Raw genomic sequence first — 26,263 nt, 5'->3', positions numbered from 1 at the left:
TAGTCGTCAGAACGGCAGTTGCAGGCCTGGTTGGACCCGCAGCAGCTGCGTGCGGAATACAGCCTTGATTCGGTCGAGTTCTGCGGCGCTGTCGGCCTCGAAGCGCAGCACCAGCACCGGTGTGGTGTTGGAGGCGCGAACCAGGCCCCAGCCGTTGGGGTAGTCGACCCGCACACCGTCGATGGTGGTCAGGCTGGCTTCGCCCCAGTCGGCGTCGCGTTGCAGTGCATCAATGATGCTGAATTTACCCTCGTCGGTCACATCAATGTTGATTTCCGGCGTGGAAATATCATTGGGGAATGCGGCGAACAGGCTTTCGGCGTCCTGCCCGGCCTTGCTGAGGATCTCCAGCAGGCGCGCGGCGCTGTAGATGCCGTCGTCGAAACCGTACCAGCGCTCCTTGATGAAGATGTGCCCGCTCATCTCGCCGGCCAGCAGCGAGCCGGTCTGTTTCATCTTCTTCTTGATCAGCGAGTGGCCGGTCTTCCACATCAGCGCGCGGCCACCGTGCTGTTCGATCAGCGGGGTCAGGCGGCGCGTGCATTTGACGTCGAAGATGATCTCGGCGCCCGGGTTGCGCGACAGCACGTCCTGGGCGAACAGCATCAGCAGGCGGTCGGGGTAGACGATGCTGCCGGTGTTGGTCACCACACCCACGCGGTCACCGTCGCCATCGAAGGCCAGGCCGATATCGGCGCCGGTCTCTTTCACCTTGGCGATCAGGTCCTCCAGGTTCTCGGGCTTGCCCGGATCCGGGTGGTGGTTGGGGAAGTTGCCGTCGACTTCGCAGAACAGTGGGATCACCTCACAGTTCAACGCTTCGATCAGTTGCGGAGCGACCACGCCGGCCGCGCCGTTGCCGCAGTCGACAACCACCTTCAGGCGCTTGGCCAGTTTCACATCGGCGACGATCTGCTGGAAGTAGCGCTCAAGGATCTCGACCTTTTCCACGCGGCCATCGCCACGGGTCAGGTCATTGGTCTTCAGGCGGGTCAGCAGGGCCTGGATCTGTTCATTGGCCAGGGTGTCGCCGGCGATGACGATCTTGAAACCGTTGTAGTCCGACGGGTTGTGGCTGCCGGTGAGCATCACGCCCGACTTGCCGGCCAGCACATTGGCGGCGTAGTACAGCGCCGGGGTCGGCACCAGGCCGACGTCGCTGACCTGGCAACCGGCCTCGACCAGGCCCTTGATCAGTTGCTCGACCAGCATCGGGCCGGACAGGCGACCGTCGCGGCCGACCGAGATCTGCGGTTCGCCCTGGGCGAGGGTCTGGGCGCCAATGGCGCGGCCGATCCAGTAAGCGGTCTCGGCATGCAGGGTCTTGCCGACCACGCCACGGATGTCATAGGCGCGGAAGATACTGTCGGGCAGTGCGGGGACCAGCTGGGCCATGTCGTTCATCTCTGGGGACTCCAAGTATTCAAAGGCTTCTGGGCAGGCACAAACTGAACGCTTGGACGGTGGTTTCGCCGCAGAGTTCGCCATCCATGGCCCGAACGGTCTGTCGTCGGCTCAGCGGGTGCCCGAATGGCCGAAGCCGCCGGCGCCACGCTGGGTTTCGTCGAACTGCTCGACGATATCGAAGTGCGCCTGCACCACCGGCACCAGGATCAGCTGCGCGATGCGCTCGCCGACGGTGATGGTGAACGGCGTGCTGCCGCGGTTCCAGCAGGACACCATCAGCTCGCCCTGGTAGTCGGAGTCGATCAGGCCGACCAGGTTGCCCAGTACGATGCCGTGCTTATGGCCCAGGCCTGAGCGCGGCAGGATCATGGCCGCCAGGCCCGGGTCGCCGATGTACACCGACAGGCCGGTGGGGATCAGCAGGGTCTGGCCTGGCTCGAGGACGGTGTCTTCTTTGAGCAGGGCGCGCAGGTCGAGGCCTGCCGAGCCTGGAGTGGCGTACTGCGGCAGGGGGAATTCGGTGCCCAGGCGAGGGTCGAGGATCTTGGCTTGAAGAGCGTGCATGTAACTTATTGAACCTGGTTGAGCCGTTCGGCGATGAAGGCGACCAGCTGACGGGCAATCTTGCCTTTGCTGGTCTGCGCGAAGAGGGTTTGATGCTGCTGCCGGTCTATCACGGTCAGGGCGTTTTCCTCGCTGTTGAAGCCGATGCTGGGGTTGGCCACATCATTGGCGACGATCAGGTCGAGGTTCTTGTCCTTGAGCTTGCGCGTGGCGTAGTCGAGCAGGTGCTCGGTCTCGGCGGCGAAACCGACGCTGAACGGGCGATCGGCGCGGCCGGCAATGGTCGCAAGGATATCGGGATTGCGCACCATCTGCAGCAGCATGCCGTCGCCGGTAGTGGGATCTTTCTTAAGCTTCTGTGAGGCGACGACCTCAGGGCGGTAGTCCGCGACCGCAGCCGAGGCGATGAACAGGTCGCAAGGCATGGCAGCTTCGCAGGCCGCGAGCATGTCCCGCGCGCTCACCACGTCGATACGGCTGACCCGGTCGGGGGTCTGCAGGTGCACAGGTCCGGTGACGAGGGTCACCCGGGCCCCGGCTTCGGCAGCAGCCTCGGCCAGGGCGAAGCCCATCTTCCCTGAACTATGGTTGGTGATGTAACGCACCGGGTCGATGTTCTCTTGCGTAGGACCGGCGGTGATCAGCACGTGCTTGCCGGTCAGGGCCTGGCGTTTGAAGCTTTCGGCGGCGCACCAGGCCAGGTCGGTGGCTTCGAGCATGCGGCCCAGGCCCACGTCGCCACAGGCCTGGCTGCCGGAAGCCGGGCCGAATACCTGGATGCCGCGGCTTTTCAGCAGCTCGAGGTTGGCCTGGGTCGCCGGGTCGCGCCACATGGCCTGGTTCATCGCCGGGGCGACGGCGACGGTGGCGTCGGTAGCCAGTACCAGGGTGGTCAGCAGGTCGTCGGCCATGCCCTGGGCCATGCGCGCCATCAGGTCGGCAGTGGCCGGGGCGATCAGCACCAGGTCGGCCCATTTGGCCAGCTCGATATGGCCCATGGCCGCTTCGGCCGCGGGGTCGAGCAGGTCCAGATGGACCGGGTGGCCGGACAGCGCCTGCAGCGTGAGCGGGGTGATGAACTCGGCGCCACCACGGGTCATGACCACGCGCACCTGCGCGCCGTGTTCCAGGAGTCGGCGAATCAGCTCGGCGCTCTTGTAGGCGGCGATGCCGCCACCCACGCCGAGAACGATGCGCTTGCGATACAACCGCTGCATAGGCCTTGCCTTATTCCAGTGAAAGCGGGTGGCGACGACAGCTACCTGCGGCAGATCGTCGCATTTTCGAAGCGAACTAGATTAACACAGCGCCCAAAGGGGCCGTAGTGGCAGGCGAGGAGGGGAAATGAACATCAGGGAGTGGCCGGCTGAAGAACGGCCGAGGGAGAAGTTATTGCAGCGCGGGTCTGGCAGCCTTTCCGATGCAGAACTGCTGGCAGTATTTCTCGGCTCCGGCGTGAAAGGGCGCAACGTGCTGGAGCTGGCGCGCGGGCTCTTGCTGAAATTCGGCGGCTTGCGTCAGGTGCTCGAGGCTGATCGACAGGCGTTTCTTGGCGAACTGGGGCTGGGGCCAGTGAGGTACAGCCAGTTGCAGGCCTTGCTTGAAATCGGGCGCAGGAACCTGGCGACGTCCATCGAGCGCGAGTCGGTCATGGACAGCCCGCTGGCTGTGCGGCGTTACCTGAAGGCGATGCTGCGGCATGAGGCCAGCGAGGTGTTCGGTTGTCTGTTCCTGGACACCAAGCACAGGCCGCTGGCGTTCGAGATCCTGTTCCGCGGCACGATCGACCGGGCGAGCATCTATCCGCGCGAAGTGGTGCGACGGGCTTTGCTGCACAACGCTGCGGCCTTGATCCTCTGTCACAACCATCCGTCGGGCAATTGCGAGCCAAGTCAGGATGATGTGCACCTGACGCTTGTTTTGAAACGATCGCTGGCATTGATCGATGTGAGGGTGCTGGACCACGTCATCGTGGGTGATGGCGAGCCGTTGTCGATGGTCGAGCATGGATGGCTGGCCGGTTAGGCAGCGCGGGGCAAGCTCGCGTTCACAATGACTGTGGGCTTGCCTCGCGATTGGGCGTCAGCGATTGACTGAGACCTTGCTGAAATCCTGCCGCCCGAACGGGCTCACCTGGTAACCCTGTACGTCCTGGCGCAGCAGCGCGGCCGCAGTCGGATGCGCCAGCGGCAGCCACAGCGCCTGTTGCTGAATCAGCGTCTGAGCCTGCTGGTACAGCCGGCTGCGCACGCTCTGGTCGTTGGTGGTGCGTCCGGCGTTGATCAGCTGGTCCAGGCGGCTGTCGCAGAACCGGGCGAAGTTGGTCCCGGACTTCACCGCGGCGCAGGCAAACTGCGGGCTGAGGAAGTTGTCCGGGTCGCCATTGTCACCCGCCCAGCCCATGAACAGCAGGTCGTGCTCGCCGGCCTTGGCGCGGCGGATCAGCTCGCCCCACTCGATGGTGCGGATCTCGGCCTTGATGCCGACTTTCGCAAGGTCGGCCTGCAGCATCTGTGCGCCCAGGCTGGGGTTGGGGTTGAGCAGGCTACCCGACGGGCGGGTCCAGATGGTGGTCTCGAATCCCTCGGCCAGGCCGGCCTTGGCCAGCAGTGCCTTGGCTTTCCTGTGGTCCATGGTGTAGCCGGGCAGGTCCTTGGCATAGCTCCAGGTATTGGGCGGATAGGGGCCGGTGGCGGCGGTGGCGGTGTCTTCGAACACGGCCTTGAGGTAGGCCGGTTTGTCGAAGGCCAGGTTGATGGCCTGGCGCACTTCAGGCTTGTCCAGTGGCGGGTGCTGGCTGTTGATGGCGACGAAGGCGGTCATGAATGCCGGGGTGGTGGCGACCTTGAGGTTGCCGTCCTTGCCGGCCTCGGCGATGTCCAGCGGCTTGGGCGACAGGGCCACCTGGCATTCGCCGCGCCTGATCTTTTGCAGGCGGACGTTGGCGTCCGGGGTGATGGCGTAGATCAGCGGGTCGATCGACGGCTTGCCGGCGAAATAGTCAGGATTGGCGCGGTAGCGCACCACGGCGTCTTTCTGGAAACGCTGGAAGACGAACGGGCCGGTGCCCACTGGCTGGTTGTTGAGTTTCTCGGGGGTGCCGGCCTTGAGCAGCTTGTCGGCATACTCGGCGGAGTAGATCGAGGCAAAGCCCATGCTCAGGGTGGCCAGGAAAGTGGCGTCGGCGTGGGTCAGGGTGAAGCGCACGGTGTGCGGCTCGGGTGCGTCGATGGCCTTGATCAGGCTGCCCAGTTGCAGAGATTGGGCATGCGGGTAGCCGCCCGGGGCGGTCTTGTGCCAGGCGTGGGCCGGGTAGAGCATGCGTTGGAAGCTGAACAGCACGTCGTCGGCGTCCAGTTCGCGGGTCGGCTTGAAGTAAGCGGTGGTGTGAAACTTCACGTCCGGGCGCAGCTTGAAGTCGTAGACCAGGCCGTCAGGCGACACCGTCCAGCTTTGCGCCAGGCTCGGCACCACCTTGCCCTCGGCGGCGTCGAACTCGACCAGGCGGTTCATCAGCACGTCGGCCGAGGCGTTGGTGGTGGTCAGCGAGTTGTACTGCACCACGTCGAAGCCTTCGGGGCTGGCTTCGGTGCACACCGACAGCGCTGCGGCCTGGGCAAAGCCCGCGGCGCACAGGGTGGTGAACAGGAGGGAAAGGGCGGCGGCACGCATGGTGACTCCTTGGCTGGTCGGTGGCCCATCTGCCGGTGCAGTCTGGAAAATTGAGGAAATGTCCTACCCTAGTGCGGGCATGGGCAAATGACCACACCCTTTCGCATTAATTCGGCGACGGGCGGTCGACAGCTTGCCGCCCCAGTCGTTATGCTGCCCAGGCGCGCTCGGCCCGACCGGAACTCTCATATTCTGTTGTTGTGGCGGAGTCTTTCTGGTATAAAGCAGCGCTCTTTTCTAGGGGCTCGGTCTGTCGCGTAAGCGCACCCGGCCGATAAGACCCCCGGGAACACGGCGCCTTGGCGCCATTGACTGAGAGATTAAGCGGCCAACCCATGCCGGGTTGGGCATGTGGTTTTAGAGGGCTGAGGCATGTCGAGAGTCTGTCAAGTTACCGGTAAGGGTCCGGTAACTGGGAACAATATTTCCCACGCAAACAACAAAACCCGTCGTCGTTTCCTGCCGAACCTGCAGCACCACCGTTTCTGGGTTGAGTCCGAGAAGCGCTTCGTGCGTCTGCGCGTTTCCGCCAAAGGCATGCGTATCATCGACAAGCGCGGCATCGATGCCGTTCTGGTCGACATCCGTCGCGCTGGCGCCAAGGTTTAAAGGAGAACATCATGCGTGAATTGATCCGTCTGGTTTCGAGTGCCGGTACCGGCCACTTCTACACCACCGACAAGAACAAGCGCACCACTCCGGACAAGATCGAGATCAAGAAGTACGATCCGGTCGTCCGCAAGCACGTGGTGTACAAGGAAGCCAAGATCAAGTAATTGATCGGCAACCTGAAAAAACCCGCAACCGCAAGGTGGCGGGTTTTTTTATGTCTCCAGCAAAGTCATCGCGGGGCCTGCATGAAGCCGGGTCCCGCGATCGGGTTCATTTCTGCTCGAACATCACATAGATCTTGCGGCACGGCTCCAGCACTTCCCAGGTGCCCTTGAAGCCTGCGGGGATCACAAAGCGATCGCCGGCACGCAAGGTCTTGGCGCCACCGTCCTGGTCGCGCAGCACCGACACACCCTGGACGATCTCGCAGTACTCGTGCTCGGTGTAGTTCACCGTCCACTGGCCCACCTCGCCCTCCCAGACGCCCGCGGCGAATTGCCCGCACGGGCTGGCGTAGTGGTTGTAGACAGCTTGGTCAGGCTCGCCCTTGAGGATTTTCTCCGCCGCCGGGCGGTAGCGTTCGGCTTCGGTCAGAACCTGAGCAAAGTCGACGATGCTGGTGATACTCATGGTGGTTACCCTGTTGTTGTTTAATAAAATGAACATCAGTAGGCATTTGAGCCGTTGGTGTCAAATATATTGATAGTTTCCCCGCCCTGGTTTAGGGTGGCAGGTGCCCGTGTGCGTCGTCACCCGGCCAGAATTTCTGACAGCGCCCGTGAGTCCTCAGTGCGGCGTTGCACCTTAACAAGAGAGGAGTTTCCTATGACCACCCTGACTCGTGCGGACTGGGAACAGCGTGCCCAGCAACTGAAGATCGAAGGTCGCGCCTTCATCAACGGCGAATACACCGATGCCGCATCCGGTGAAACCTTCGACTGCCTGAGCCCGGTGGACGGACGCTTCCTGGCCAAGGTCGCCAGCTGCGACCTGGCCGACGCCAACCGCGCTGTCGACAACGCCCGCGCCGTGTTCGAATCCGGCGCCTGGTCTCGCCTGGCCCCCGCCAAGCGCAAGGCCAAGCTGATCCGCTTCGCCGACTTGCTGCGCAAGAACGTCGAGGAACTGGCCCTGCTCGAAACCCTCGACATGGGCAAGCCGATCGGTGACTCCTCCAGCATCGATATCCCGGGGGCGGCCAACGCCATCCACTGGACCGCCGAAGCCATCGACAAAGTCTACGACGAAGTCGCGCCGACCCCGCACGACCAGCTCGGCCTGGTGACCCGCGAGCCAGTGGGTGTGGTCGGTGCCATCGTACCGTGGAACTTCCCGCTGCTGATGGCATGCTGGAAGCTGGGCCCTGCCTTGGCCACCGGTAACTCCATCGTGCTCAAACCGTCCGAAAAGTCGCCGCTGACCGCGATCCGCATCGCCCAGCTGGCCATCGAGGCCGGTATTCCGGCTGGCGTGCTGAACGTGCTGCCAGGCTACGGCCACACCGTGGGCAAGGCCCTGGCCCTGCACATGGACGTCGACACCCTGGTGTTCACCGGCTCGACCAAGATCGCCAAGCAGCTGATGGTCTATGCCGGTGAGTCGAACATGAAGCGTGTCTGGCTGGAAGCCGGTGGCAAGAGCCCGAACATCGTCTTCGCCGACGCCCCTGACCTGCAGGCCGCCGCCGAGGCTGCCGCCAGCGCCATCGCCTTCAACCAGGGCGAAGTCTGCACCGCAGGTTCCCGCCTGTTGGTCGAGCGCTCGATCAAGGACAAGTTCCTGCCCATGGTGGTCGAGGCCCTCAAGGCCTGGAAACCGGGCAACCCGCTGGACCCGGCGACCACCGTCGGCGCACTGGTCGACACCCAGCAGATGAACACCGTGCTGTCCTACATCGAGGCCGGCCATCAGGATGGCGCCAAGCTGCTGGCCGGTGGCAAGCGTACCCTCGAGGAGAGCGGCGGCACCTACGTCGAGCCGACCATCTTCGACGGCGTGACCAACGCCATGAAGATCGCCAAGGAAGAGATCTTCGGCCCGGTACTGTCGGTGATCACCTTCGATACCGCCGAAGAGGCCGTGGCCATCGCCAACGACACGCCATACGGCCTGGCGGCAGGCATCTGGACCTCGGACATCTCCAAGGCACACAAGACTGCTCGCGCCGTGCGCGCCGGCAGTGTCTGGGTCAACCAGTACGACGGTGGCGACATGACCGCGCCGTTCGGTGGCTTCAAGCAGTCGGGCAACGGCCGTGACAAGTCGCTGCACGCGCTGGAGAAGTACACCGAGCTGAAGGCGACCTGGATCAAGCTGTGATCCAGTAACGTCTCATCGCGGTACTCGTGGGAGCGGGCTTGCCCCGCGATGAGCCGCAGACAGCCGGGCCGGTTCACGCCGTCCCGGCTTTGTCGTCTCTGTCATACACGATTTGCGCTGAAAGGAGGCTGTGATGCGTTGGGGAACCTACTTTGCCGTCCTCGCGTCGGTGCTCAGTGTCGGGCTTGCGCTCGGCGTGAGCATGCCGCTGGTCTCCCTGCGCCTGGAGGGCTGGGGCTACGGTGGGTTCGCCATCGGTGTGATGGCGGCGATGCCGGCCCTCGGAGTATTGGTCGGTGCCAGCCTGGCCAGCCGTCTTGCCGGCTGGGTCGGCGTGCCCATGGCCATGCGCCTGTGCCTGTGGGGTGGGGCGCTGTCGATCGGCCTGGTGGCGGTGCTGCCCAGCTATGCCCTGTGGCTGGTGCTGCGTTTGATGATCGGTATGTCGCTGACGGTGGTGTTCATCCTTGGTGAGAGCTGGATCAACCAGTTGGTGGTCGAACAGTGGCGTGGCCGGTTGGTGGCGCTGTATGGCAGCAGCTATGCGCTGAGCCAGTTGGCCGGGCCGCTGGTGCTGGGTTTTCTGGGTTCGGACGACGATTTCGGTTTCTGGGCCGCGACCGGGTTATTGCTGGTCGCGCCGCTGATCCTGCTGGGGCGCGGCGGTGCACCGACCACCGAGGCGTGCAGCGTCACCTTCGCCGACCTGTTCGGCTTCTGTCGGCGTCTGCCGGTGATCGCCTGGGCCATCGCGCTGTTCGCGGCATTCGAGGCGATGATCCTGACGTTGCTGCCGGTGTACTGCCTGCAGCAAGGGTTCACCACGGAGGTGGCGTTGTTCATGGTCAGCACCGTGGTGGTGGGTGATGCGGTGTTGCAATTGCCGATTGGCGCCTTGGCCGACCGCATGTCGCGGCGCACGTTGTTCAGCGGTTGTGCACTGACCTTGATGGTGTCCAGCCTGGCGATTCCCCTGCTGTTGCACACACCTGTGATCTGGCCGCTGTGGGTGCTGTTCGGTGCCAGTGCGGGTGGGTTGTTCACCTTGTCGCTGGTGCTGATCGGCGAGCGCTACCGGGATGACGAACTGGTGCGGGCCAATGCTCATGTGGCGCAGCTGTGGGGTATCGGTTGCCTGCTCGGACCTTTGCTGGCCGGGGCGGGAAGCCAGTGGATCAGCGGGCATGCGCTGCCGTTGCTGATGGCAGTGGGCGCGGCGGGGTTGGTGCTGCTGACGCGGCGGCGAGATGCCTTCGAGCCGGCTTCTGCCTGACCGATTGCAATCGCGGGCTTGCCCGCGATGCGTTCTACAACATCTTCTCCAACCCGACCGCCTTGCTGATCCAGGCATTGAAGCGTCGCCATATCCCCCCGGGCTCGGTCACCAACATGTGCCGCTGGCCGTTGTCCTCGGTCGCCCAGACCATCCTCCCGTCCACCAGCTTCACCTGGTAACTCAGCGCTGGAGCCATGCCTTGTAGCGCCAGTTCGCGGGTGTACTCGGCCAGCTCAGGGCTGTCCACCATCACGCCCACTTCGGTGTTCCACAGCACGGAACGCGGGTCGAAGTTGAACGAGCCGATGAAGGTCTTGCTTCGGTCGAACACCATCGCCTTGCTGTGCAGGCTCGAATCGGAGCTGCCGTGGAAACCCAGCCGTGGTCGTGGATCGCCGGGCTGGCGGCGCAACTCGTACAGCTGCACGCCATGCTCCACCAAGGCCCGGCGATAAGGCGCATAGCCGCCATGGACCGCTGGCACGTCGGTCGCTTCCAGCGAGTTGGTCAGGAGCTTGACCGAGGTGCCGGCGTCGGCGCGACTGGTCAGGTACAGCAGGCCAGGCTCGCCGGGTACGAAGTAGGCGGACACCAGGATCAATTCCTTGTGCACGCGGTTCAGGTCGGGGGCCAGTTGCTGGGTCATCAGCAGTTGCGGGTCCGGCTCGCCGTCTGCCAGGACTTTGCTCGGCGCGTCCCACAAAGCCTGGCTGTGGGCCCAGATCAGCTCATTGCGCCACACATCCAGGCGCGGCTGCGACTGATAGGCCATCAAGCGGTCGTACAGGGCCTTGCGCTTGGTCCGTGCTTCGGCCAGGGACACCTCCAGGCGCTGACGGCTGCTGAACAGGTCGTCGGCGTCGGGTTGGCGCCAGAGGAAGTCGCCGATCGGGCGGCTCAAGGCGCTGTTCCAGTACTGGTCGAAGCTGTGTCCGAGTTGTTCGGCCACAGGCCCCACACCCAGCAGGTCGATGTCGGTGAAGTTGAGGTTGGGTTCGGCGTCGAAGTACTCGTCGCCCAGGTTGCGGCCGCCGACTATGGCCATGCTGTTGTCCACCAGGAACAGCTTGTTGTGCATGCGCCGATGCTGGCGTGACAGGTTGAACAGCCGGCCGACGGCCCGGGTCGCCCCGGTACTGCGTCCCAGGTGCAGCGGGTTGAACACTCGGATGTGAATGTTCGGATGGGCGGCGAGGGTGCCCATGAGGTTGTCGAGACCATCGCTAGTGGTGTCGTCGAGCAGGATGCGTACCCGTACGCCGCGGTCGGCGGCACGCAGCAGTTCATGGACCAGGGCGCGGGTGCTGAGACCATCGTGGACGATGTAGTACTGCAGGTCGATGCTTGCCTGGGCGTTGCGGATCAGCTCCGCGCGGGCGCGGAATGCCTCGTTGCTGTTGGGCAGCAGGCGAAAGCCCGAGCGTCCCTCGTAGGGCGCGGCCTGGCGCTGCACCGAGCGGCCGAAGGCCGAGTCGGCCGCCGGCAGCGCCTGGCTGACTTCACGTGGTGTACCGACACTGGCGCAGCCCGACAGGCCGAGCAGCAGCACCAGCAGCAGGGGCAGGGCATGCTGGAGTCTCAAGGGTGGATCGTCCTGTGCGGCAAGGGCTTATGAAGTTGGACCGTGGCAGGCGGCGCAAAGTTACCCGCCGGGGTGTTCGGCATCCAGTAGACGAAGGGCGGTTTCACCGACTTTGCGCACGGCGGCTTCGATCTGCGCCGTGGGCCGGGCGGCGAAGTTCATGCGCAGGCAGTTACGGTACTTGCCCGAGGCAGAGAAGATGCTGCCCACGGCGATCTGCACGCCTTGCTCCAGTAAAGCGCGATTCAGGCGCAGCGTATCGAAACTTTCCGGCAGTTCCACCCACAGCATGAAGCCACCTTGCGGGCGGCTGGCGCGGGTACCCGGCGGAAAGTAGCGGGTCACCCAGTCGCACATCTGGTCGCGGCCACGTTGGTACTGGCTGCGCATGCGTCGCAGGTGGGGCTGGTAGTGGCCTTCGGCGATGAAGTCGGCGATCGCCAGTTGCGGCTGGCAGGCGGTGCTGCCGGTGCTGATGTACTTCATGTGCAGCACCCGCTCCAGATAGCGCCCCGGGGCCACCCAGCCAACCCGCAGGCCTGGCGCCAGGGTCTTGGAGAACGAGCTGCAGAGCAGCACGCGGCCATCGTCGTCGAACGACTTGATGGTGCGCGGGCGCGGGTAGGTGTAGGCCAGGTCGCCATACACATCGTCTTCGAGGATTGCCACATCGTAGCGTTGGGCGAGTGTCAGCAGCACCTTCTTGCGCGCCTCGGGCATGATGTAACCCATGGGGTTGTTGCAGTTGGGGGTGATCTGGATGAGCTTGATCGGCCATTGCTCGAGGGCCAGTTCGAGGGCTTCCAGGCTGATGCCGGTGATGGGGTCGGTGGGGATTTCCAGGGCCTTCATGCCCAGGCCCTTCAGCGTCTGCATGGCGCCGTGGAAGCTGGGTGAATCGACCGCGACGATGTCACCGGGTTCGCATACCGCGCGAATACTGCACGACAGCGCCTCGTGGCAGCCGGTGGTCACCACCAGGTCGGCCGGGCCCAGGCGGCAGCCGGAGTCGAGCATCAGCCGGGCGATCTGCTCGCGCAGCAGGGCGTTGCCGTGGATGTTGTCATAGTACAGGCCGGGCATGTCCATGCGCCGGCTGATCTGCGCCAGGCTGCGCAACAGTGGCTTGAGCGTGGGACTGTCGACGTCGGGCATGCCACGGCCGAGCTGGATCACGTCCGGGCGCGGGGTGGCGCGCACCAGCTCCAGCACTTGCTCCCACTGGGAGATATCCACAGGACGCTGGGCTGGGCGGCTGATGGCTGGCAGGGCTGGTAGCTGGCGGTCCTCGGCGACGAAGTAGCCGGACTTGGGGCGCGGCGAGACCAGGCCGTTGTCCTCCAGAAGGCGGTAAGCCTGCTGCACGGTGCTCAGGCTGACGCCGTGCTCCACGCTCAGGGCGCGCACTGACGGCAGGCGCTGGCCGGGGCGATACAGGCCCTGCTCGATGCGTGAACCGAGCAGTTCGGCGAGGTTGAAATAGAGGGTCACTGCATACTCCTGCTCAGCTGATGACCAAGGACCGGTACAGATAGGCGAAAAATACCGCATGCAGCCCTATTTGCGCCAATTCTGTATGGGAATAATAAGTCGATTTTGGATCTGTATTGGCATGGGGTGTACCCGCATGCTGTCTCCACGTCAGGTACTGAACGGAGGACGTGGTGATGGGTGGCATGAGCGATGTGCGCTTGCAACTGTTGGCCAGCGAACTGGAGTCGGAGCAGCGTCCCCGGGTCTTCAGCGCGCCTCAAGGCATGGGTCGTTGGAGCCTGATGCTGCATCGCTGGCGCACCCGCAGGGCCCTGTTGCAGCTGGAGGATTACCAACTGCGCGATATTGGCATTAGCTGGGAGCAGGCTCGGCATGAGGCGAGCAAGCCCTTCTGGCGTGACTAGACCAGCTCTTTGAGTCGATACCAGAGCATCCCCAGTGCCAGCAGCGGCGAACGCAGCAGTTTGCCGCCGGGGAAGGTGGTATGCGGGACCTTGGCGAACAGATCGAAGCGCCCGCTCTGCTGGCCACTGATGGCCTCGCCGAGCAGGCGTCCGGCGAGGTGGGTGGCGTTGAGCCCGTGGCCCGAATAAGCCTGGGCGTAGTAGACGTTGGGCTGGCTGGCCAAGCGGCCGATCTGCGGCAGGCGGTTGGCACCGATGCCGATCATGCCGCCCCATTGGTAATCAATGCGCACATCGGCCAGTTGCGGGAACACCTTGAGCATTTTCGGGCGCATGTAGGCGGCGATGTCCTGCGGGTCGCGCCCGGAATAGTGGCAGGCGCCGCCGAACAGCAGGCGTTTGTCGGCAGAGAGGCGATAGTAATCCAGCGCCACGCGCTGGTCGCATACCGCCATGTTCTGCGGCAGCAACTGGCGGGCGCGCTCCTCACCCAAGGGCTCGGTGGCGATGATGTAGCTGCCGGCGGGCAGCACCTTGCCACCCAGTTCGCGGTTGAGGTCGTTGTGGTAGGCGTTGCAGCACAGCACCAGCGTCTTGGCGCGCACCCTGCCTTGGGCGGTATGCACCTTCACTTCCGGGCCGTAGTCGATGCGGGTCACTTCCGACTGCTCGTACAAGCCGACACCCAGGCGCCTGGCCACGGCGGCTTCGCCCAGCGCTAGGTTGAGTGGATGCAGGTGACCCGAACCCATGTCGATCAGGCCGCCGACATAGCGATCAGAACCTACTACCGAGTGCATGTCGCCGGGCTGCACCAGGCGCAGTTCGTGACGATAGCCCAGGCTGCGCAGTTCCTCGGCGTCCTCGGCGAAGCCTTCCAGTTCGGCGGGCTTGTTGGCCAGGTCGCAGTAGCCCCAGGTCAGGTCGCAGCCGATGCCATGGCGCTCGACGCGCTCGCGTACGATTTCCACGGCTTCCAAGCCCATCAGCTTCATGCTGCGCAGGCCTTCTTCACCGATCACCGGGAGAAACTGCTCCAGGCCGTGGCCGACGCCCCGGATGAGCTGGCCACCGTTGCGGCCGCTGGCGCCCCAGCCGAGCTTGCGTGCTTCCAGGAGGATCACCGACAAGCCGCGTTCGGCCAATTCGATGGCGGTGTTCAGGCCCGAGTAGCCACCGCCGACAATGCATACGTCGGCGCTGTGCTCGCCTTGCAGGAACGGGTAGTCGGGGTGTGGCGCGCTGCTGGCAGCGTAGTAGGAGGCGGCGTGTTGCGCGCTGTGGACCATGTGTCGTTTCCTGGGTGCAAGGCGAAAAGGCGAGGATAGGCAACCGGCCAATCGCGGGGCAAGTCGCATCGGCGCACCGCCGCTCCCACGATGATTCCTGCGATTGCCTTATAATCCAGCACTCATGTCCCAGATGCGCCGTTTATGTCCTGCAACCGCCACAAGATCCATTTCCTGCGCGAGCTCATCCCCTCGTTCGAGTGCGAGCCCGGCTGCCATGACTGCTGCGGCCCGGTCACCACCTCGGCCGAGGAAATGGCCCGCCTGCCGCGCAAGACCCAGGCCGAGCAGGAAGCCGCGCTGGAGCGCCTGGACTGTGTGCACCTGGGCCCGAACGGCTGCACCGTATATGAAGAGCGCCCGATGATCTGCCGCCTGTTCGGCACCACGCCGCGGCTGGCCTGCCCCAGGGGGCGGGGCCTGGAGCAGCCGATCGACCCGGCGGCCGAGCAGCTGGTTCACACCTATATCGCCAGTACCCGCCAGGTGCTGGTGTAAGGCTTCAGTCCGGAATCGGCAGGCACAGGCTCTCTTTCACTTCTTCCATCACGATGTAGCTCTTCGACTCGCGCACATGGGGCAGCTTGAGCAGGATGTCGCCGAGCAGCTTGCGATACGACGCCATCTCCGAGATCCGCGCCTTCACCAGGTAGTCGAAATCCCCGGATACCAGGTGGCATTCCAGTACATGGGGCAGCTTGAGCACGGCGCGGCGGAACTCCTCGAAGGTGTCGCCGGACTTGTAGTCCAGGCTGATCTCGACGAACACCAGCAAGCTGCCCTTCAGGTGCTGCGGGTTGAGCCGGGCGTTGTAGCCCATGATGATCCCCTCGCGTTCCAGGCGCCGCACCCGTTCGGTGCAGGGGGTGGTGGACAGCCCGACCTTCTCGCCCAGTTCGGTGAAGGAGATACGCCCGTCATTCTGCAGGATCCGCAGGATGTTGCGGTCGATCTTGTCCAGTTCACGCTTGCTCTGGTGCTGGGTTCTCATAGGGGATGCCCCTCCGTGAAAGGCAATTTTGCCGAGAATTCTCGCCAAATATAGCTGCTTATATAGTGAATAGCACTGGTCGGAGATTCTTATACTGCGCGCATCCATGCCATTTCAACAAAAGACTGCGGCAAGCCGCGTGCGAGGGATACAACAATGCGAGTTCTGGTACTTGGTAGCGGTGTGATCGGTACCGCCAGTGCCTACTATCTGGCCCGGCAAGGTTTCGAGGTGACGGTGGTCGATCGCCAGCCGGCGGTGGCCATGGAAACCAGCTTCGCCAACGCAGGCCAGATCTCGCCCGGCTATGCCTCGCCCTGGGCCGCACCGGGCGTGCCGCTGAAAGCCATCAAGTGGCTGCTGGAACGCCACGCGCCCCTGGCCATCAAGCTGACCGGAGACGTCGACCAGTACCTGTGGATGGCCCAGATGCTGCGCAACTGCACCGCCAGCCGTTATGCGGTGAACAAGGAGCGCATGGTGCGCCTGTCCGAGTACAGCCGCGATTGCCTCGACGAGCTGCGCGCCGAAACCGGCATCGCCTACGAAAGCCGCAGCCTGGGAACCACCCAGCTGTTCCGCACCCAGGCGCAGCTGGACGCCGCGGCCAAGGACATCGCAGTGCTGGAGCAGTCCGGTGTACCGTACGAGCTGCTCGACCGTGACGGCATTGCCCGGGTCGAACCGGCCCTGGAGAGCGTGAAGGGTATCCTCGCTGGCGCCCTGCGCCTGCCCAACGACCAGACTGGCGACTGCCAGATGTTCACCACCAAGCTCGCCGAGATGGCCATCAAGCTGGGTGTCGAGTTCCGCTTCGGCCAGGACATCCAGCGCCTGGACTTCGCCGGTGACCGCATCAACGGCGTCTGGATCGACGGCAAGCTGGAAACCGCCGACCGCTACGTGCTCGCCCTGGGCAGCTACTCGCCGCAGCTGCTCAAGCCGCTGGGCATCAAGGCACCGGTCTACCCGCTCAAGGGCTACTCGTTGACCGTGCCGATCACCAATGGTGACATGGCGCCGACTTCGACCATCCTGGACGAGACCTACAAGGTCGCCATCACCCGTTTCGACAACCGCATCCGTGTCGGCGGCATGGCCGAGATCGCCGGTTTTGACCTTTCGCTTAACCCGCGTCGACGCGAAACGCTGGAGATGATCGTCAACGACCTTTATCCTCGCGGCGGCGACCTGAGCCAGGCGAGCTTCTGGACCGGCCTGCGCCCGGCCACTCCGGATGGCACCCCGATCGTCGGGGCGACCAAGTTCCGTAACCTGTTCCTCAACACCGGTCACGGCACCCTGGGCTGGACCATGGCCTGCGGTTCCGGTCGCCTGCTGGCCGACCTGATTGCGCGCAAGAAGCCGCAGATCAGTGCCGAAGGCCTGGACATCTCGCGTTATGGCAACAGCCGTGAGATCGCCAAGCACGGCCAGCCGGCACCTGCGCACCAGTAAGGGCTGCCCGCTTCATCGCGAGGCAAGTCGCATCGGCGCACCGTCGCTCCCACGAACACTGTAGCGTTGCGGTGGGAGCGAGCTTGCCTCGCGATGTGAAGTGAAAACGATTGACCTGTTCCCTCACCCCGGCGCGGTGGGTACCTACCCCCACTTGCCGCGCCGGGGCTTTATCGATAACCAGAACTGCCAGAAGGCTGCCGCCATGCGTCCCGCCCGTGCCCTGATCGACCTCCAAGCCCTTCGACACAACTACCGCCTGGCCCGTGAGCTGACCGGCGCCAAGGCCCTGGCCGTGGTCAAGGCCGATGCCTATGGCCATGGCGCGGTGCGTTGCGCACTGGCGCTCGAAACCGAGGCCGACGGTTTTGCCGTAGCCTGCATCGAGGAGGCCCTGGAGCTGCGCGCGGCGGGCATCAAGGCACCGGTACTGTTGCTCGAAGGTTTCTTCGAGGCCAGCGAGCTGGCGCTGATCGCCGAACATGATCTGTGGTGCGTGGTGCATTCGCCATGGCAGTTGGAAGCGATCGAGAAGACCTCGGTGCACAAGCCGCTGACCGTCTGGTTGAAGATGGACACCGGCATGCACCGTGTCGGCGTGCACCCCAAGGACTACGCCGACGCCTACCAGCGCCTGCTGGCCAGCGGCAAGGTCTCGCGCATCGTACTGATGAGCCACTTCGCCCGCGCCGACGAGCTCGACGCCGCCGCTACCGCACAGCAGGTCGCCGTGTTCGAGGCCGCCCGCCAGGGGCTGGCCGCCGAGTGCAGCCTGCGCAACTCGCCGGCCGTGCTGGGCTGGCCGAGCATCAAGAGCGACTGGGTGCGCCCGGGCATCATGCTCTACGGCGCCACGCCGTTCGAAGTGGAGCAGGCCGAGGCTGCTCGTCTGCAGCCAGTGATGACCCTGCAATCACGCATCATCAGCGTGCGCGAGCTGCCCGCCGGCGAGCCTGTGGGCTATGGCGCCAAGTTCGTCAGCCCTCGGCCGACGCGGGTCGGCGTGGTCGCCATGGGTTATGCCGACGGCTACCCGCGCCAGGCACCTACTGGCACGCCAGTGGTGGTGGCCGGCAAGCGCACCCAGCTGATTGGCCGCGTGTCGATGGACATGCTCTGCGTCGACCTCACAGACGTGCCCGAGGCCACTATCGGCAGCCCGGTCGAGTTGTGGGGCAAGCAAGTGCTGGCCAGCGACGTGGCCATGCAGGCCGGGACCATTCCGTACCAGATCTTCTGCAATCTCAAGCGCGTGCCGCTGGACTATATCGGCGAATAAGGCGCTGAAGCGGACAGGCTGCGGGGCTGTGTGTTGTAAATACTGAACGGCATTGCCATCATATCGTTCACACTCCCCCAACCTCGACCGTTTCTGGAGGCGCAAGCTTTGGACGTCGGTGAACGACTGCAAGCCATCCGCAAGCTCAAGGGCCTGTCCCAGCGCGAACTCGCCAAGCGCGCGGGGGTGACCAACAGCACCATCTCGATGATCGAGAAGAACAGCGTGAGCCCGTCGATCAGCTCCCTGCGCAAAGTGCTCAGCGGTATCCCCATGTCCATGGTCGAGTTCTTCTCGGTGGAACTCGCGCCCGAAAGCCCAACCCAGATCGTCTACAAGGCGCACGAGCTGATCGACATCTCCGATGGCGCGGTGACCATGAAATTGGTCGGCAAGTCGCACCCCAATCGCGCCATCGCGTTTCTGACCGAGGTCTACCCGCCGGGCGCCGACACGGGGGCGGAAATGCTCACCCATGATGGCGAAGAGACCGGCATTCTTCTCGAAGGTCGCCTGGAACTGGTGGTCGGCACCGAGATCTTCATCCTCGAGGCCGGTGACAGCTACTACTTCGAAAGCACCCGCCCGCACCGCTTCCGCAACCCGTTCGAGGAGCCGGCCCGGCTGATCAGCGCGGCCACCCCGTCGAACTTTTGATCCAGCGCAGTGCATTGAAGGGTCAATACCCTTTCCCTGAGTGTGGTCGTTTCACGCCTTCCAGGTTCCCGCTATACTTTTCAACGCTCGCAATTCCGTGGCCGCGGGCGTGATTAGCCACCATGAGGGTGTTCGCGTGAACCAAATCAAGAAGATGCTGGCCGTACCAGCAGCCGTATTCGCCCTTTGGGCAATGAGCGCAACCGCTGCAACCAACGACGACATCGCCAAGCGTCTCGAGCCGGTCGGCCAGGTGTGCGTCCAGGGCCAGGAATGCAAGGGCATGGAAGTGGCCGCCAGTGCCGGTGGCGGCGGTGCCAAGACGCCGGACGAGATCATCGCCAAGCATTGCAATGCCTGCCATGGCACCGGCCTGCTGAACGCGCCGAAGATTGGCGACACCGCCGCGTGGAAAGAGCGTGCCGACCACCAGGGCGGTCTTGATGGCATCCTGGCCAAGGCCATCACCGGGATCAACGCCATGCCACCGAAGGGTACCTGCGCCGATTGCTCGGATGAAGACTTGAAGGGTGCGATCAAGAAGATGTCCGGGCTGTGAGCCGGACCTGACTTGTATAAAGCCCGCCTCTGATGGCGGGCTTTTGTTTTTGGGCCGGTAGCCCTATTGCGGGGGCGGTGCAGGCAACCAACCCGCTGCGACTTGTGTCCAATCCTTGAACCCACGGATGACTCAGGAGGCCCAGATGTATCGCTGCTCCATCGACCAGGCTGTCGAACAGGCCCTGGCCCGACTGCCCAGCCATATCCACATGGGCCTGCCGCTTGGCCTGGGCAAACCCAACGCCTTCGTCAACGCGCTGTACGCGCGGGTTCGCGATCTTCCCGAGCGTCGGCTGACGATCTACACCGCCCTGTCCCTGGGCCGGCCCGCGCTGGGCGACGGTCTGCAGCGTCGTTTCCTCGAGCCCTTCGTCGAGCGTGTGTTCGCCGACTACGAAGAGCTCACCTATCTGGCCGACCTGCGTGCCGACCGGCTCCCGCCGAACATCCGCGTCGAGCAGTTCTTCATGCAGCCCGGCAGCCTGCTGCACAGCGACACGGCCCAGCAGGCCTACGTCAGCAGCAACTACAGCCACGCCGCCCGCGACATCAACGCCAAGGGTTTGAACCTGATCGCACAACTGGTGGCTTGCACGCCCGAGCGGCCCGATCACCTGAGCCTGGCCTGCAACCCCGACATCACCCTCGACCTGTTGCCGATGATCGCCCGACGCCGCGCTGAGGGCGAGACCATCCTGCTGCTTGGTCAGGCCCATGACCAACTGCCGTACATGCCCGGGGACTCCGAGCTGGGCCTGGAACAGTTCGACCTGCTGATAGATCAGCCTGAGCGACGCCGGCTGTTCTCGACGCCGAACATGCCGGTGAATACCCAGGACCATTGCATCGGCCTGCATGCCAGCACTCTGGTGCGCGACGGCGGCACCCTGCAGATCGGCATCGGAGCCATGGGCGATGCGGTGGCGGCGGCGCTGCTGGCGCGCCAGGGTGATAACGAAGGCTATCGTGCGCTACTCGATGAGCTGGATATCAGTCCATGGCAGGCGCTTATCGAGCGGGAAGGGGGGCTGGATACCTTCGCCCAGGGGCTGTATGGCTGCAGCGAAATGTTCGTCAACGGGTTGCTTGCCCTGGCTGAAGCCGGGGTGGTGCGCCGCCCGGCCGACGAGCACGGCGTGCTGATTCATGGCGGCTTCTTCCTTGGCCCACGGGCGTTCTACCAGCGCCTGCGCGAGATGCCGCTGGAGCAGCGCGCACGCTTCGCCATGACTGCCATCAGCTACATCAACGAGCTGTACGGCCAGGAAGAGCGCAAGCGCCGTCAGCGCCGGGATGCGCGCTTCATCAATACGGTATTCGGCATGACCTTGCTGGGTGCCGGTGTCGCCGACCAGCTCGAAGATGGCCGGGTGCTCAGCGGCGTGGGCGGGCAGTACAACTTCCTGGCCCAGGGCCATGCGCTGGAGGGCGGTCGCTCGATCCTGTTGCTGCGCAGTTGGCGCGAGGCCGGTGGCGAGGTGACCTCCAACCTTTACTGGACCTACGGTCACTGCACCATACCTCGGCACTTGCGAGACATCGTAATCACCGAATACGGCATCGCCGACCTGCGCGGGCAGACCGACAGCGAGGTGATTGCGCGGTTGCTGGCGATCAGTGACTCTCGTTTTCAGCGCGAGCTGATGGAGCAAGCCAAGGCGGCGGGCAAGCTGGCGAAGGATTTCGTGCTGGATGCGCGCTATACCGACAACACTCCCGAGCGCCTGGAGGCAACCCGCGCGCGGCATGCGCGATTGTTCCCGGAATATCCGCTGGGCAGCGATTTCACAGCCGAGGAGCGTGACTTGTTGCGGGCGCTGAATTGGCTCAAGAGCAAGTTCAAGCTGAGCGAGGTGCTGGAACTGGGCAAGGCGGCGCTGGATGCGCCGGCGCCCGAGGCCTATGCAGCGCAGTTGGCGCGCATGGGGCTGGGGGAGCCACAGGGGCTGAAGGAGGAGTTGTACCAGCGGCTGCTGCTGGCGGGCTTGGCGGCGACCTGAAAGATTGCCGGGGCTGCTTTGCAGCCCAATCGCCGGCAAGCCAGCTCCCACAGGAGTACCGCAGGGCTTTGACCTTGTGCGGTACCTGTGGGAGCCGGCTTGCCGGCGATGAGGTCGGTACAGGCTTACTCGATGAAGGTGACCACGCCACCTTCCAGCGACTTCACCCGGGCCAGCGACTCGACGCGGTAGCCCTGGCTGTCCAGCTCGGCGCGGCCGCCCTGGAACGACTTCTCGATGACGATGCCCAGGCCGGCCACGGTGGCGCCGGCCTGCTTGATGATCGAGATCAGCGCCTGGGACGCCTTGCCGTTGGCCAGGAAGTCGTCGATCACCAGCACGCGGTCGCTGCTGTTGAGGTGGCGCGGCGAGATGGCCACGGTGTTCTCGGTTTGCTTGGTGAAGGAGTACACCGAGGCAGTCAGCAGGTTCTCGGTCAGGGTCAGCGACTGGTGCTTGCGGGCGAAGATCACCGGCACGCCGAGCTTCAGGCCGGTCATCACCGCCGGGGCGATGCCCGAAGCTTCGATGGTGACGATCTTGGTCACGCCCGAATCGGCGAACAGGCGAGCGAACTCGTCACCGATCAGCTGCATCAGCGCCGGGTCGATCTGGTGGTTGAGAAACGCATCGACTTTGAGTACCTGGTCGGAAAGCACGATGCCTTCTTCGCGAATCTTCTGATGCAGTGCTTCCACTTTTTTTTCCTCGATGTAGCAAAGGTGGCCGCAAATAGCGGCAAAGTTTAAGAATAATGGTTGATCAGCGTTTGAGCATTGCCCGGATATCGGCCAGGGCGTTGTTGCCGCGCGCGGCCTTCACTTCCACGGGCGCATCGTCCAGGCCTTCCCAGGCCAGGTCGTCCGGCGGCAGTTCATCCAGGAACCGGCTCGGTGTGCAGTCGATGATTTCGCCGTACTGCTTGCGCTTTGCGGCGAAGGTGAAGGCCAGGGTCTGGCGCGCGCGGGTGATGCCCACGTAGGCCAGGCGGCGTTCTTCCTCGATGGTGTCGGCCTCGATGCTCGAGCGGTGGGGGAGGATCTCCTCCTCCATGCCCATGATGAACACGTAAGGGAATTCCAGGCCCTTGGAGGCGTGCAGGGTCATCATCTGCACGCCCTCGGCGTTTTCTTCCTCTTCCTGCTGGCGCTCGAGCATGTCGCGCAGCACCAGCTTGCCGATGGCGTCCTCAATGGTCATGTCACCCTCTTCGTCCTTTTCGAGGGTGTTCTTCAGCGCTTCGACCAGGAACCAGACGTTGCTGATACGGAACTCGGCAGCCTTGTCGCTGGCGGTCTGCTGGCGGATCCAGTTCTCGTAGTCGATGTCGCGGATCATCTCGTGCAGCGCGGCGATCGGGTCGTCCAGGGCGACTTTGTGGCGTACCCCGTCGAGCCAGTGCTTGAAGCGCTGCAGGCGCTCGGTGTAGCGGGCGTCGAGGTGCTCGCCCAGGCCCATCTCCTCGCTGGCGGCGTACATCGAGATGCCGCGCTCGGTGGAATAGTTGCCGAGCTTTTCCAGCGTGGTCGAGCCGATCTCGCGGCGCGGCACGTTGATGACACGCAGGTAGGCATTGTCGTCGTCGGGGTTCACCAGCAGGCGCAGGTAGGCCATCAGGTCCTTGACCTCCTGGCGGCCGAAGAAGCTGTTGCCGCCGGACAGTCGGTACGGCACCTGGTGGTGCTGCAGCTTCAATTCGATCAGCTTGGCCTGGTAGTTGCCGCGGTAGAGGATGGCGAAGTCGCTGTACGGGCGGTTGGTGCGCAGGTGCAGGGTGAGGATTTCCATGGCCACGCGCTCGGCCTCGGCCTCCTCGTTCTTGCAGCGGATCACGCGGATCTCATCGCCCACGCCCATCTCGCTCCACAGCTGCTTTTCGAAGGCATGCGGGTTGTTGGCGATCAGCACGTTGGCACAGCGCAGGATGCGGCTGGTGGAGCGGTAGTTCTGCTCGAGCATGACGATCTTCAGGGAGGGGTAGTCCTCCTTGAGCAGCATCAGGTTTTCCGGGCGCGCGCCACGCCAGGCGTAGATCGACTGGTCGTCGTCGCCGACCACGGTGAACTGGTTGCGCATGCCGATCAGCATCTTCACCAGCAGGTACTGGCTGGCGTTGGTGTCCTGGTACTCGTCCACCAGCAGGTAGCGCACGCGGTTCTGCCAGCGTTCGAGCACGTCGGGGTGTTCCTGGAACAGCTTGACCGGCTGCAGGATCAGGTCGTCGAAGTCCACCGCGTTGAACGCCTTGAGCGTGCGCTGGTAGTGGGTGTAGACGATGGCCGCGGTCTGCTCGCGCGGGTTGCGCGCCTTTTCCAGGGCCTCGGGCGGCAGGATCAGGTCGTTCTTCCAGGCACCGATCATGTTCTTGATCTCGTCGATGCCGTCGTCGCCGGAGTATTCCTTCTGCATGATGTCCGACAGCAACGCCTTGATGTCGGACTCGTCGAAGATCGAGAACCCCGGCTTGTAGCCCAGGCGGTCATGCTCCTTGCGGATGATGTTCAGGCCCAGGTTGTGGAAGGTACACACGGTCAGGCCCCGGCCTTCCCCCGGACGCAGCAGGGTGGCGACTCGCTCCTTCATCTCGCGCGCGGCCTTGTTGGTGAAGGTCATGGCGACGATGTACTGGGCGCGGATGCCGCAGTTCTGGATGAGGTGGGCAATCTTGCGCGTGATCACGCTGGTCTTGCCGGAGCCTGCACCGGCGAGCACCAAAAGAGGGCCGCCGACGTAGTCGCGGGCTTCCTGTTGCCGGGGATTGAGTCGGGACATGCTAGAAACCGGGGGTAACCAGAAAATAGCCGCGCATTCTAGCAGGCATGGGGTGGTTAATGCGCGACCGTCTGCCGTTGTGATGCAGGGCGCGAATCGGATTTGCCGCATCTGCTACTTTCGCGCAGGATGCACGTCAGATTGCGTCGGGATGGTGGCCAGGGACGGGCAATGACTAAAAGTGAAAATCATTTCCAATTAATCGGGTAGGATTGCCCGCGCTCGCCGTTCCACCGCCCACATCTAAGGAGCCCGCTTGTCCACGCCTGTCGAACCCCTGCGTTTGCTGCTGTTGGCTGATGAGCCGGAGTGGGCCGTGCACCTGCGCGACTGCTTGCAACCTATGGGTGGCAGCGTCGTGCTGCTGACCGCGCCGAACTGGGCGGCGGTGGACAGCCTGTTCGCCAACGACCGTCAGGCCGTGGTGCTGGCCACGCCCGAGCTGCAGCCCGCGCCGGGGCGTTGCGAGCTGCCGACGATCCTGCTGCTCGAGCAGGAACCGGCCAGCGCGCCGCTGGGCGCCAGCGACTGGCTGGTGCTGGCGCAACTGACTACCGACACGCTGCGTCGCTCCCTGCGTCACGTGCGTGAGCGCGGCGTACTGGTGGCTACCCTGCAGCGCCTGGCCGAACAAGACCCGCTGACCGGCATCGCCAACCGCCAGGGCTTCCAGGCCCTGCTGACCGCGCGGCTGGCCGAGAACGAAGGCCGCGGCCTGGCCCTTGGTCATCTCGACCTGGACAACTTCCGCCATGTCAACGACGCCCTCGGTCACCAGGGCGGCGATCGTTTGATCCTGCAGGTGGTCGCCCGCTTGAAGCACCAGCTGGAGGCGAGCGACCAACTGGCGCGCCTGGGCAGCGACGAGTTCGCGTTGTTGATCGACACCCGGCGTGACCCCAACCGCGCCGAGTGGATGGCCGAGCGCATCACCGAGGCGCTCACCGAGCCCTACTGGGTCGACGGCGAGAGCCTGCTGCTCGGCTGCAGCCTGGGGATCGCCCATGCCCGCGCCCAGGCGGGCGCCGACCCGCTGATGTGGCACGCCCATATCGCCATGCGCCAGGCCAAGGGCAGCCAGGGCTGCACCTTCCACGTATTCAATGAGCGTATCAATCGCAACGCCCGCAGCCTCGCCGACCTGGAAAGCGAGTTGCGCCGCGCCCTGCGCCGCGACGAGCTGGAACTGCACTACCAGCCGCGGCTGAACCTTGCCGACGGGCGTATCGTCGGGCTCGAGGCGCTGGTGCGCTGGAACCATCCCGAGCGCGGCCTGCTGGCGCCCAGCGAGTTCGTGCCGTTGGCCGAGCAGAGTGGGTTGATCGTGCCACTGGGTTACTGGGTGATCTCGCGGGCCCTGAGCGATATGCAGGCCCTGCGCGAACGTGGCCTGGCACCGCTGCACATGGCGGTGAACCTGAGCTTTCGCCAGTTCCAGGACAGCCAGTTGCTGGCAACCCTGAGCCGGCTGATCGTCGAGCACGGGGTCGATGCGCGCTGGCTGGAGTTCGAGCTGACCGAAACGGCGGTCATGCGCCGCAACGAGTTGGTCCGCCAGACCATGGATGCCCTCGGGCGCCTGGGTGTGCGCTTCTCGCTGGATGACTTCGGCACCGGCTTTTCATCGTTCGTGCACCTGAACAGCTTGCCGATCACCTTGTTGAAGGTCGATCGCAGCTTCGTCGGCGGCATGGAGCAACGCGAAGAGAATGCCAAGCTGGTACACGCGATGATCAACCTGGCGCACAACCTCAACCTGGAGGTGGTGGCAGAAGGGGTGGAGAGCGAGGAGCAACTGGCGCTGCTGCGGGCGTTCGGTTGCGACCAGGTGCAGGGCTTCCTGGTCAGTCGGCCGTTGCCGGTGGAGGCGTTGATCGAGTACCTGTTGCAGGTGCCCACCCCGGGTTTGGTGCAGACCCTTTAGGC

At 64.2% G+C, this 26,263-nt stretch carries 23 protein-coding genes and 1 pseudogene; 13 read left to right on the top strand and 11 right to left on the bottom strand.

Annotated elements, in window-relative coordinates:
• Positions 1-6: 6 nt before the first annotated feature.
• The 3 genes and pseudogenes from LOY42_RS25855 to coaBC form a co-directional block, all read right to left on the bottom strand.
• Positions 7-1,380 (bottom strand): annotated as a pseudogene (locus tag LOY42_RS25855) (phosphomannomutase/phosphoglucomutase); the annotation flags it as partial.
• 135 nt (positions 1,381-1,515) lie between these two features.
• Positions 1,516-1,971, bottom strand: a complete 456-nt coding sequence (gene dut / locus LOY42_RS25850; protein WP_102684802.1) for a dUTP diphosphatase — start codon at positions 1,969-1,971, stop codon at positions 1,516-1,518.
• Positions 1,972-1,976: 5 nt separating this feature from the next.
• A complete protein-coding gene (coaBC, locus tag LOY42_RS25845) occupies positions 1,977-3,188 on the bottom strand; it encodes a bifunctional phosphopantothenoylcysteine decarboxylase/phosphopantothenate--cysteine ligase CoaBC (protein ID WP_102684801.1) in 1,212 nt (403 codons plus the stop codon).
• 127 nt (positions 3,189-3,315) lie between these two features.
• On the opposite strand from coaBC, the gene radC reads away from it, so the two are divergent.
• A complete protein-coding gene (gene radC / locus LOY42_RS25840; protein WP_102684800.1) occupies positions 3,316-3,996 on the top strand; it encodes a RadC family protein in 681 nt (226 codons plus the stop codon).
• A gap of 57 nt (positions 3,997-4,053) precedes the next feature.
• Here the strand turns inward: radC and LOY42_RS25835 are convergent, their stop codons facing one another.
• Positions 4,054-5,643, bottom strand: a complete 1,590-nt coding sequence (locus LOY42_RS25835; RefSeq protein ID WP_111531892.1) for an ABC transporter substrate-binding protein — start codon at positions 5,641-5,643, stop codon at positions 4,054-4,056.
• Positions 5,644-6,015: 372 nt separating this feature from the next.
• Between LOY42_RS25835 and rpmB the strand changes: the two genes are divergently transcribed.
• A complete protein-coding gene (rpmB, locus tag LOY42_RS25830; protein WP_023629974.1) occupies positions 6,016-6,252 on the top strand; it encodes a 50S ribosomal protein L28 in 237 nt (78 codons plus the stop codon).
• 11 nt (positions 6,253-6,263) lie between these two features.
• The gene (rpmG, locus tag LOY42_RS25825; protein ID WP_003253507.1) at positions 6,264-6,419 is read left to right on the top strand and encodes a 50S ribosomal protein L33; all 156 of its coding nucleotides are present in this window, start codon (positions 6,264-6,266) and stop codon (positions 6,417-6,419) included.
• Positions 6,420-6,525: 106 nt separating this feature from the next.
• Here the strand turns inward: rpmG and LOY42_RS25820 are convergent, their stop codons facing one another.
• Positions 6,526-6,885, bottom strand: a complete 360-nt coding sequence (locus LOY42_RS25820) for a cupin domain-containing protein (RefSeq protein ID WP_046857580.1) — start codon at positions 6,883-6,885, stop codon at positions 6,526-6,528.
• Positions 6,886-7,080: 195 nt separating this feature from the next.
• Here LOY42_RS25820 and LOY42_RS25815 point away from each other — a divergent pair, with 195 nt between their 5' ends.
• Together LOY42_RS25815 and LOY42_RS25810 are read left to right on the top strand one after the other, a co-directional pair.
• Positions 7,081-8,574, top strand: coding sequence for an aldehyde dehydrogenase (locus tag LOY42_RS25815; RefSeq protein WP_139674880.1), 1,494 nt, complete (start codon positions 7,081-7,083; stop codon positions 8,572-8,574).
• 133 nt (positions 8,575-8,707) lie between these two features.
• A complete protein-coding gene (locus LOY42_RS25810) occupies positions 8,708-9,847 on the top strand; it encodes an MFS transporter (RefSeq protein ID WP_102684797.1) in 1,140 nt (379 codons plus the stop codon).
• 34 nt (positions 9,848-9,881) lie between these two features.
• Here the strand turns inward: LOY42_RS25810 and LOY42_RS25805 are convergent, their stop codons facing one another.
• Both LOY42_RS25805 and LOY42_RS25800 read right to left on the bottom strand, forming a co-directional pair.
• Positions 9,882-11,432, bottom strand: coding sequence for a phospholipase D family protein (locus tag LOY42_RS25805; RefSeq protein WP_139674884.1), 1,551 nt, complete (start codon positions 11,430-11,432; stop codon positions 9,882-9,884).
• Between the two features lie 60 nt (positions 11,433-11,492).
• The gene (locus LOY42_RS25800; protein ID WP_258599645.1) at positions 11,493-12,923 is read right to left on the bottom strand and encodes a PLP-dependent aminotransferase family protein; all 1,431 of its coding nucleotides are present in this window, start codon (positions 12,921-12,923) and stop codon (positions 11,493-11,495) included.
• Positions 12,924-13,099: 176 nt separating this feature from the next.
• Here LOY42_RS25800 and LOY42_RS25795 point away from each other — a divergent pair, with 176 nt between their 5' ends.
• Entirely contained in the window at positions 13,100-13,330 is a 231-nt protein-coding gene (locus LOY42_RS25795; protein ID WP_046857575.1) for a DUF1127 domain-containing protein, read from the top strand.
• Here LOY42_RS25795 and LOY42_RS25790 read toward each other — a convergent pair.
• Positions 13,327-14,619 (bottom strand): FAD-binding oxidoreductase, encoded by a 1,293-nt coding sequence (locus tag LOY42_RS25790; RefSeq protein ID WP_139674890.1) that lies wholly within the window; start codon positions 14,617-14,619, stop codon positions 13,327-13,329. The two genes, LOY42_RS25795 and LOY42_RS25790, sit on opposite strands and share 4 nt — an antisense overlap.
• 144 nt (positions 14,620-14,763) lie before the next feature.
• On the opposite strand from LOY42_RS25790, the gene LOY42_RS25785 reads away from it, so the two are divergent.
• The gene (locus tag LOY42_RS25785) at positions 14,764-15,117 is read left to right on the top strand and encodes a YkgJ family cysteine cluster protein (protein ID WP_258599644.1); all 354 of its coding nucleotides are present in this window, start codon (positions 14,764-14,766) and stop codon (positions 15,115-15,117) included.
• Between the two features lie 4 nt (positions 15,118-15,121).
• Here LOY42_RS25785 and dadR read toward each other — a convergent pair whose 3' ends face one another.
• Positions 15,122-15,610 (bottom strand): transcriptional regulator DadR, encoded by a 489-nt coding sequence (gene dadR, locus LOY42_RS25780; RefSeq protein WP_003258963.1) that lies wholly within the window; start codon positions 15,608-15,610, stop codon positions 15,122-15,124.
• 156 nt (positions 15,611-15,766) lie between these two features.
• Here dadR and dadA point away from each other — a divergent pair, with 156 nt between their 5' ends.
• From dadA to LOY42_RS25755, 5 genes are all read left to right on the top strand, one after another.
• Positions 15,767-17,068 (top strand): D-amino acid dehydrogenase, encoded by a 1,302-nt coding sequence (gene dadA, locus LOY42_RS25775; protein WP_139674893.1) that lies wholly within the window; start codon positions 15,767-15,769, stop codon positions 17,066-17,068.
• A gap of 205 nt (positions 17,069-17,273) precedes the next feature.
• Positions 17,274-18,347 carry an alanine racemase gene (gene alr, locus LOY42_RS25770; RefSeq protein ID WP_110696753.1) on the top strand — a complete coding sequence of 358 codons (1,074 nt, stop codon included), beginning with the start codon at positions 17,274-17,276 and terminating at the stop codon, positions 18,345-18,347.
• A 108-nt stretch (positions 18,348-18,455) separates the two neighbouring features.
• Entirely contained in the window at positions 18,456-19,004 is a 549-nt protein-coding gene (locus LOY42_RS25765; protein ID WP_023629132.1) for a cupin domain-containing protein, read from the top strand.
• 154 nt (positions 19,005-19,158) lie between these two features.
• On the top strand, positions 19,159-19,563 hold the full coding sequence (locus LOY42_RS25760) for a cytochrome c5 family protein (RefSeq protein ID WP_110697524.1): 405 nt from the start codon (positions 19,159-19,161) through the stop codon (positions 19,561-19,563).
• Positions 19,564-19,708: 145 nt separating this feature from the next.
• A complete protein-coding gene (locus LOY42_RS25755; RefSeq protein ID WP_258599643.1) occupies positions 19,709-21,565 on the top strand; it encodes an acetyl-CoA hydrolase/transferase C-terminal domain-containing protein in 1,857 nt (618 codons plus the stop codon).
• A gap of 125 nt (positions 21,566-21,690) precedes the next feature.
• On the opposite strand, the gene xpt is transcribed toward LOY42_RS25755, so the two are convergent.
• Positions 21,691-22,263 (bottom strand): xanthine phosphoribosyltransferase, encoded by a 573-nt coding sequence (gene xpt / locus LOY42_RS25750; RefSeq protein ID WP_028689919.1) that lies wholly within the window; start codon positions 22,261-22,263, stop codon positions 21,691-21,693.
• Between the two features lie 64 nt (positions 22,264-22,327).
• Complete coding sequence (rep, locus tag LOY42_RS25745; RefSeq protein ID WP_102684790.1) at positions 22,328-24,337, bottom strand: DNA helicase Rep; 2,010 nt, start codon at positions 24,335-24,337, stop codon at positions 22,328-22,330.
• A 256-nt stretch (positions 24,338-24,593) separates the two neighbouring features.
• Between rep and LOY42_RS25740 the strand changes: the two genes are divergently transcribed.
• Entirely contained in the window at positions 24,594-26,261 is a 1,668-nt protein-coding gene (locus tag LOY42_RS25740) for a bifunctional diguanylate cyclase/phosphodiesterase (RefSeq protein WP_139674898.1), read from the top strand.
• Positions 26,262-26,263 lie beyond the last annotated feature (2 nt).

This window comes from Pseudomonas sp. B21-023 (assembly GCF_024749165.1).
GTDB lineage: Bacteria > Pseudomonadota > Gammaproteobacteria > Pseudomonadales > Pseudomonadaceae > Aquipseudomonas.
The sequence above is the reverse complement of the archived record's forward strand: the minus strand, read 5'-3'. Positions and strand labels throughout refer to the sequence as shown.

Excerpts from the sequence above, each read along its gene's own strand:
- LOY42_RS25815 (WP_139674880.1), top strand. The coding sequence starts at position 7,081 with ATGACCACCCTGACTCGTGCGGACTGGGAACAGCGTGCCCAGCAACTG.
- radC (WP_102684800.1), top strand. The coding sequence starts at position 3,316 with ATGAACATCAGGGAGTGGCCGGCTGAAGAACGGCCGAGGGAGAAGTTA.
- dadA (WP_139674893.1), top strand. The coding sequence starts at position 15,767 with ATGCGAGTTCTGGTACTTGGTAGCGGTGTGATCGGTACCGCCAGTGCC.
- LOY42_RS25810 (WP_102684797.1), top strand. The coding sequence starts at position 8,708 with ATGCGTTGGGGAACCTACTTTGCCGTCCTCGCGTCGGTGCTCAGTGTC.
- LOY42_RS25760 (WP_110697524.1), top strand. The coding sequence starts at position 19,159 with ATGCTGGCCGTACCAGCAGCCGTATTCGCCCTTTGGGCAATGAGCGCA.
- LOY42_RS25795 (WP_046857575.1), top strand. The coding sequence starts at position 13,100 with ATGGGTGGCATGAGCGATGTGCGCTTGCAACTGTTGGCCAGCGAACTG.
- LOY42_RS25790 (WP_139674890.1), bottom strand. The coding sequence starts at position 14,619 with ATGGTCCACAGCGCGCAACACGCCGCCTCCTACTACGCTGCCAGCAGC.
- LOY42_RS25785 (WP_258599644.1), top strand. The coding sequence starts at position 14,764 with ATGTCCTGCAACCGCCACAAGATCCATTTCCTGCGCGAGCTCATCCCC.
- coaBC (WP_102684801.1), bottom strand. The coding sequence starts at position 3,188 with ATGCAGCGGTTGTATCGCAAGCGCATCGTTCTCGGCGTGGGTGGCGGC.
- LOY42_RS25835 (WP_111531892.1), bottom strand. The coding sequence starts at position 5,643 with ATGCGTGCCGCCGCCCTTTCCCTCCTGTTCACCACCCTGTGCGCCGCG.
- rep (WP_102684790.1), bottom strand. The coding sequence starts at position 24,337 with ATGTCCCGACTCAATCCCCGGCAACAGGAAGCCCGCGACTACGTCGGC.
- dadR (WP_003258963.1), bottom strand. The coding sequence starts at position 15,610 with ATGAGAACCCAGCACCAGAGCAAGCGTGAACTGGACAAGATCGACCGC.
- rpmG (WP_003253507.1), top strand. The coding sequence starts at position 6,264 with ATGCGTGAATTGATCCGTCTGGTTTCGAGTGCCGGTACCGGCCACTTC.
- alr (WP_110696753.1), top strand. The coding sequence starts at position 17,274 with ATGCGTCCCGCCCGTGCCCTGATCGACCTCCAAGCCCTTCGACACAAC.
- LOY42_RS25755 (WP_258599643.1), top strand. The coding sequence starts at position 19,709 with ATGTATCGCTGCTCCATCGACCAGGCTGTCGAACAGGCCCTGGCCCGA.
- dut (WP_102684802.1), bottom strand. The coding sequence starts at position 1,971 with ATGCACGCTCTTCAAGCCAAGATCCTCGACCCTCGCCTGGGCACCGAA.
- LOY42_RS25820 (WP_046857580.1), bottom strand. The coding sequence starts at position 6,885 with ATGAGTATCACCAGCATCGTCGACTTTGCTCAGGTTCTGACCGAAGCC.
- rpmB (WP_023629974.1), top strand. The coding sequence starts at position 6,016 with ATGTCGAGAGTCTGTCAAGTTACCGGTAAGGGTCCGGTAACTGGGAAC.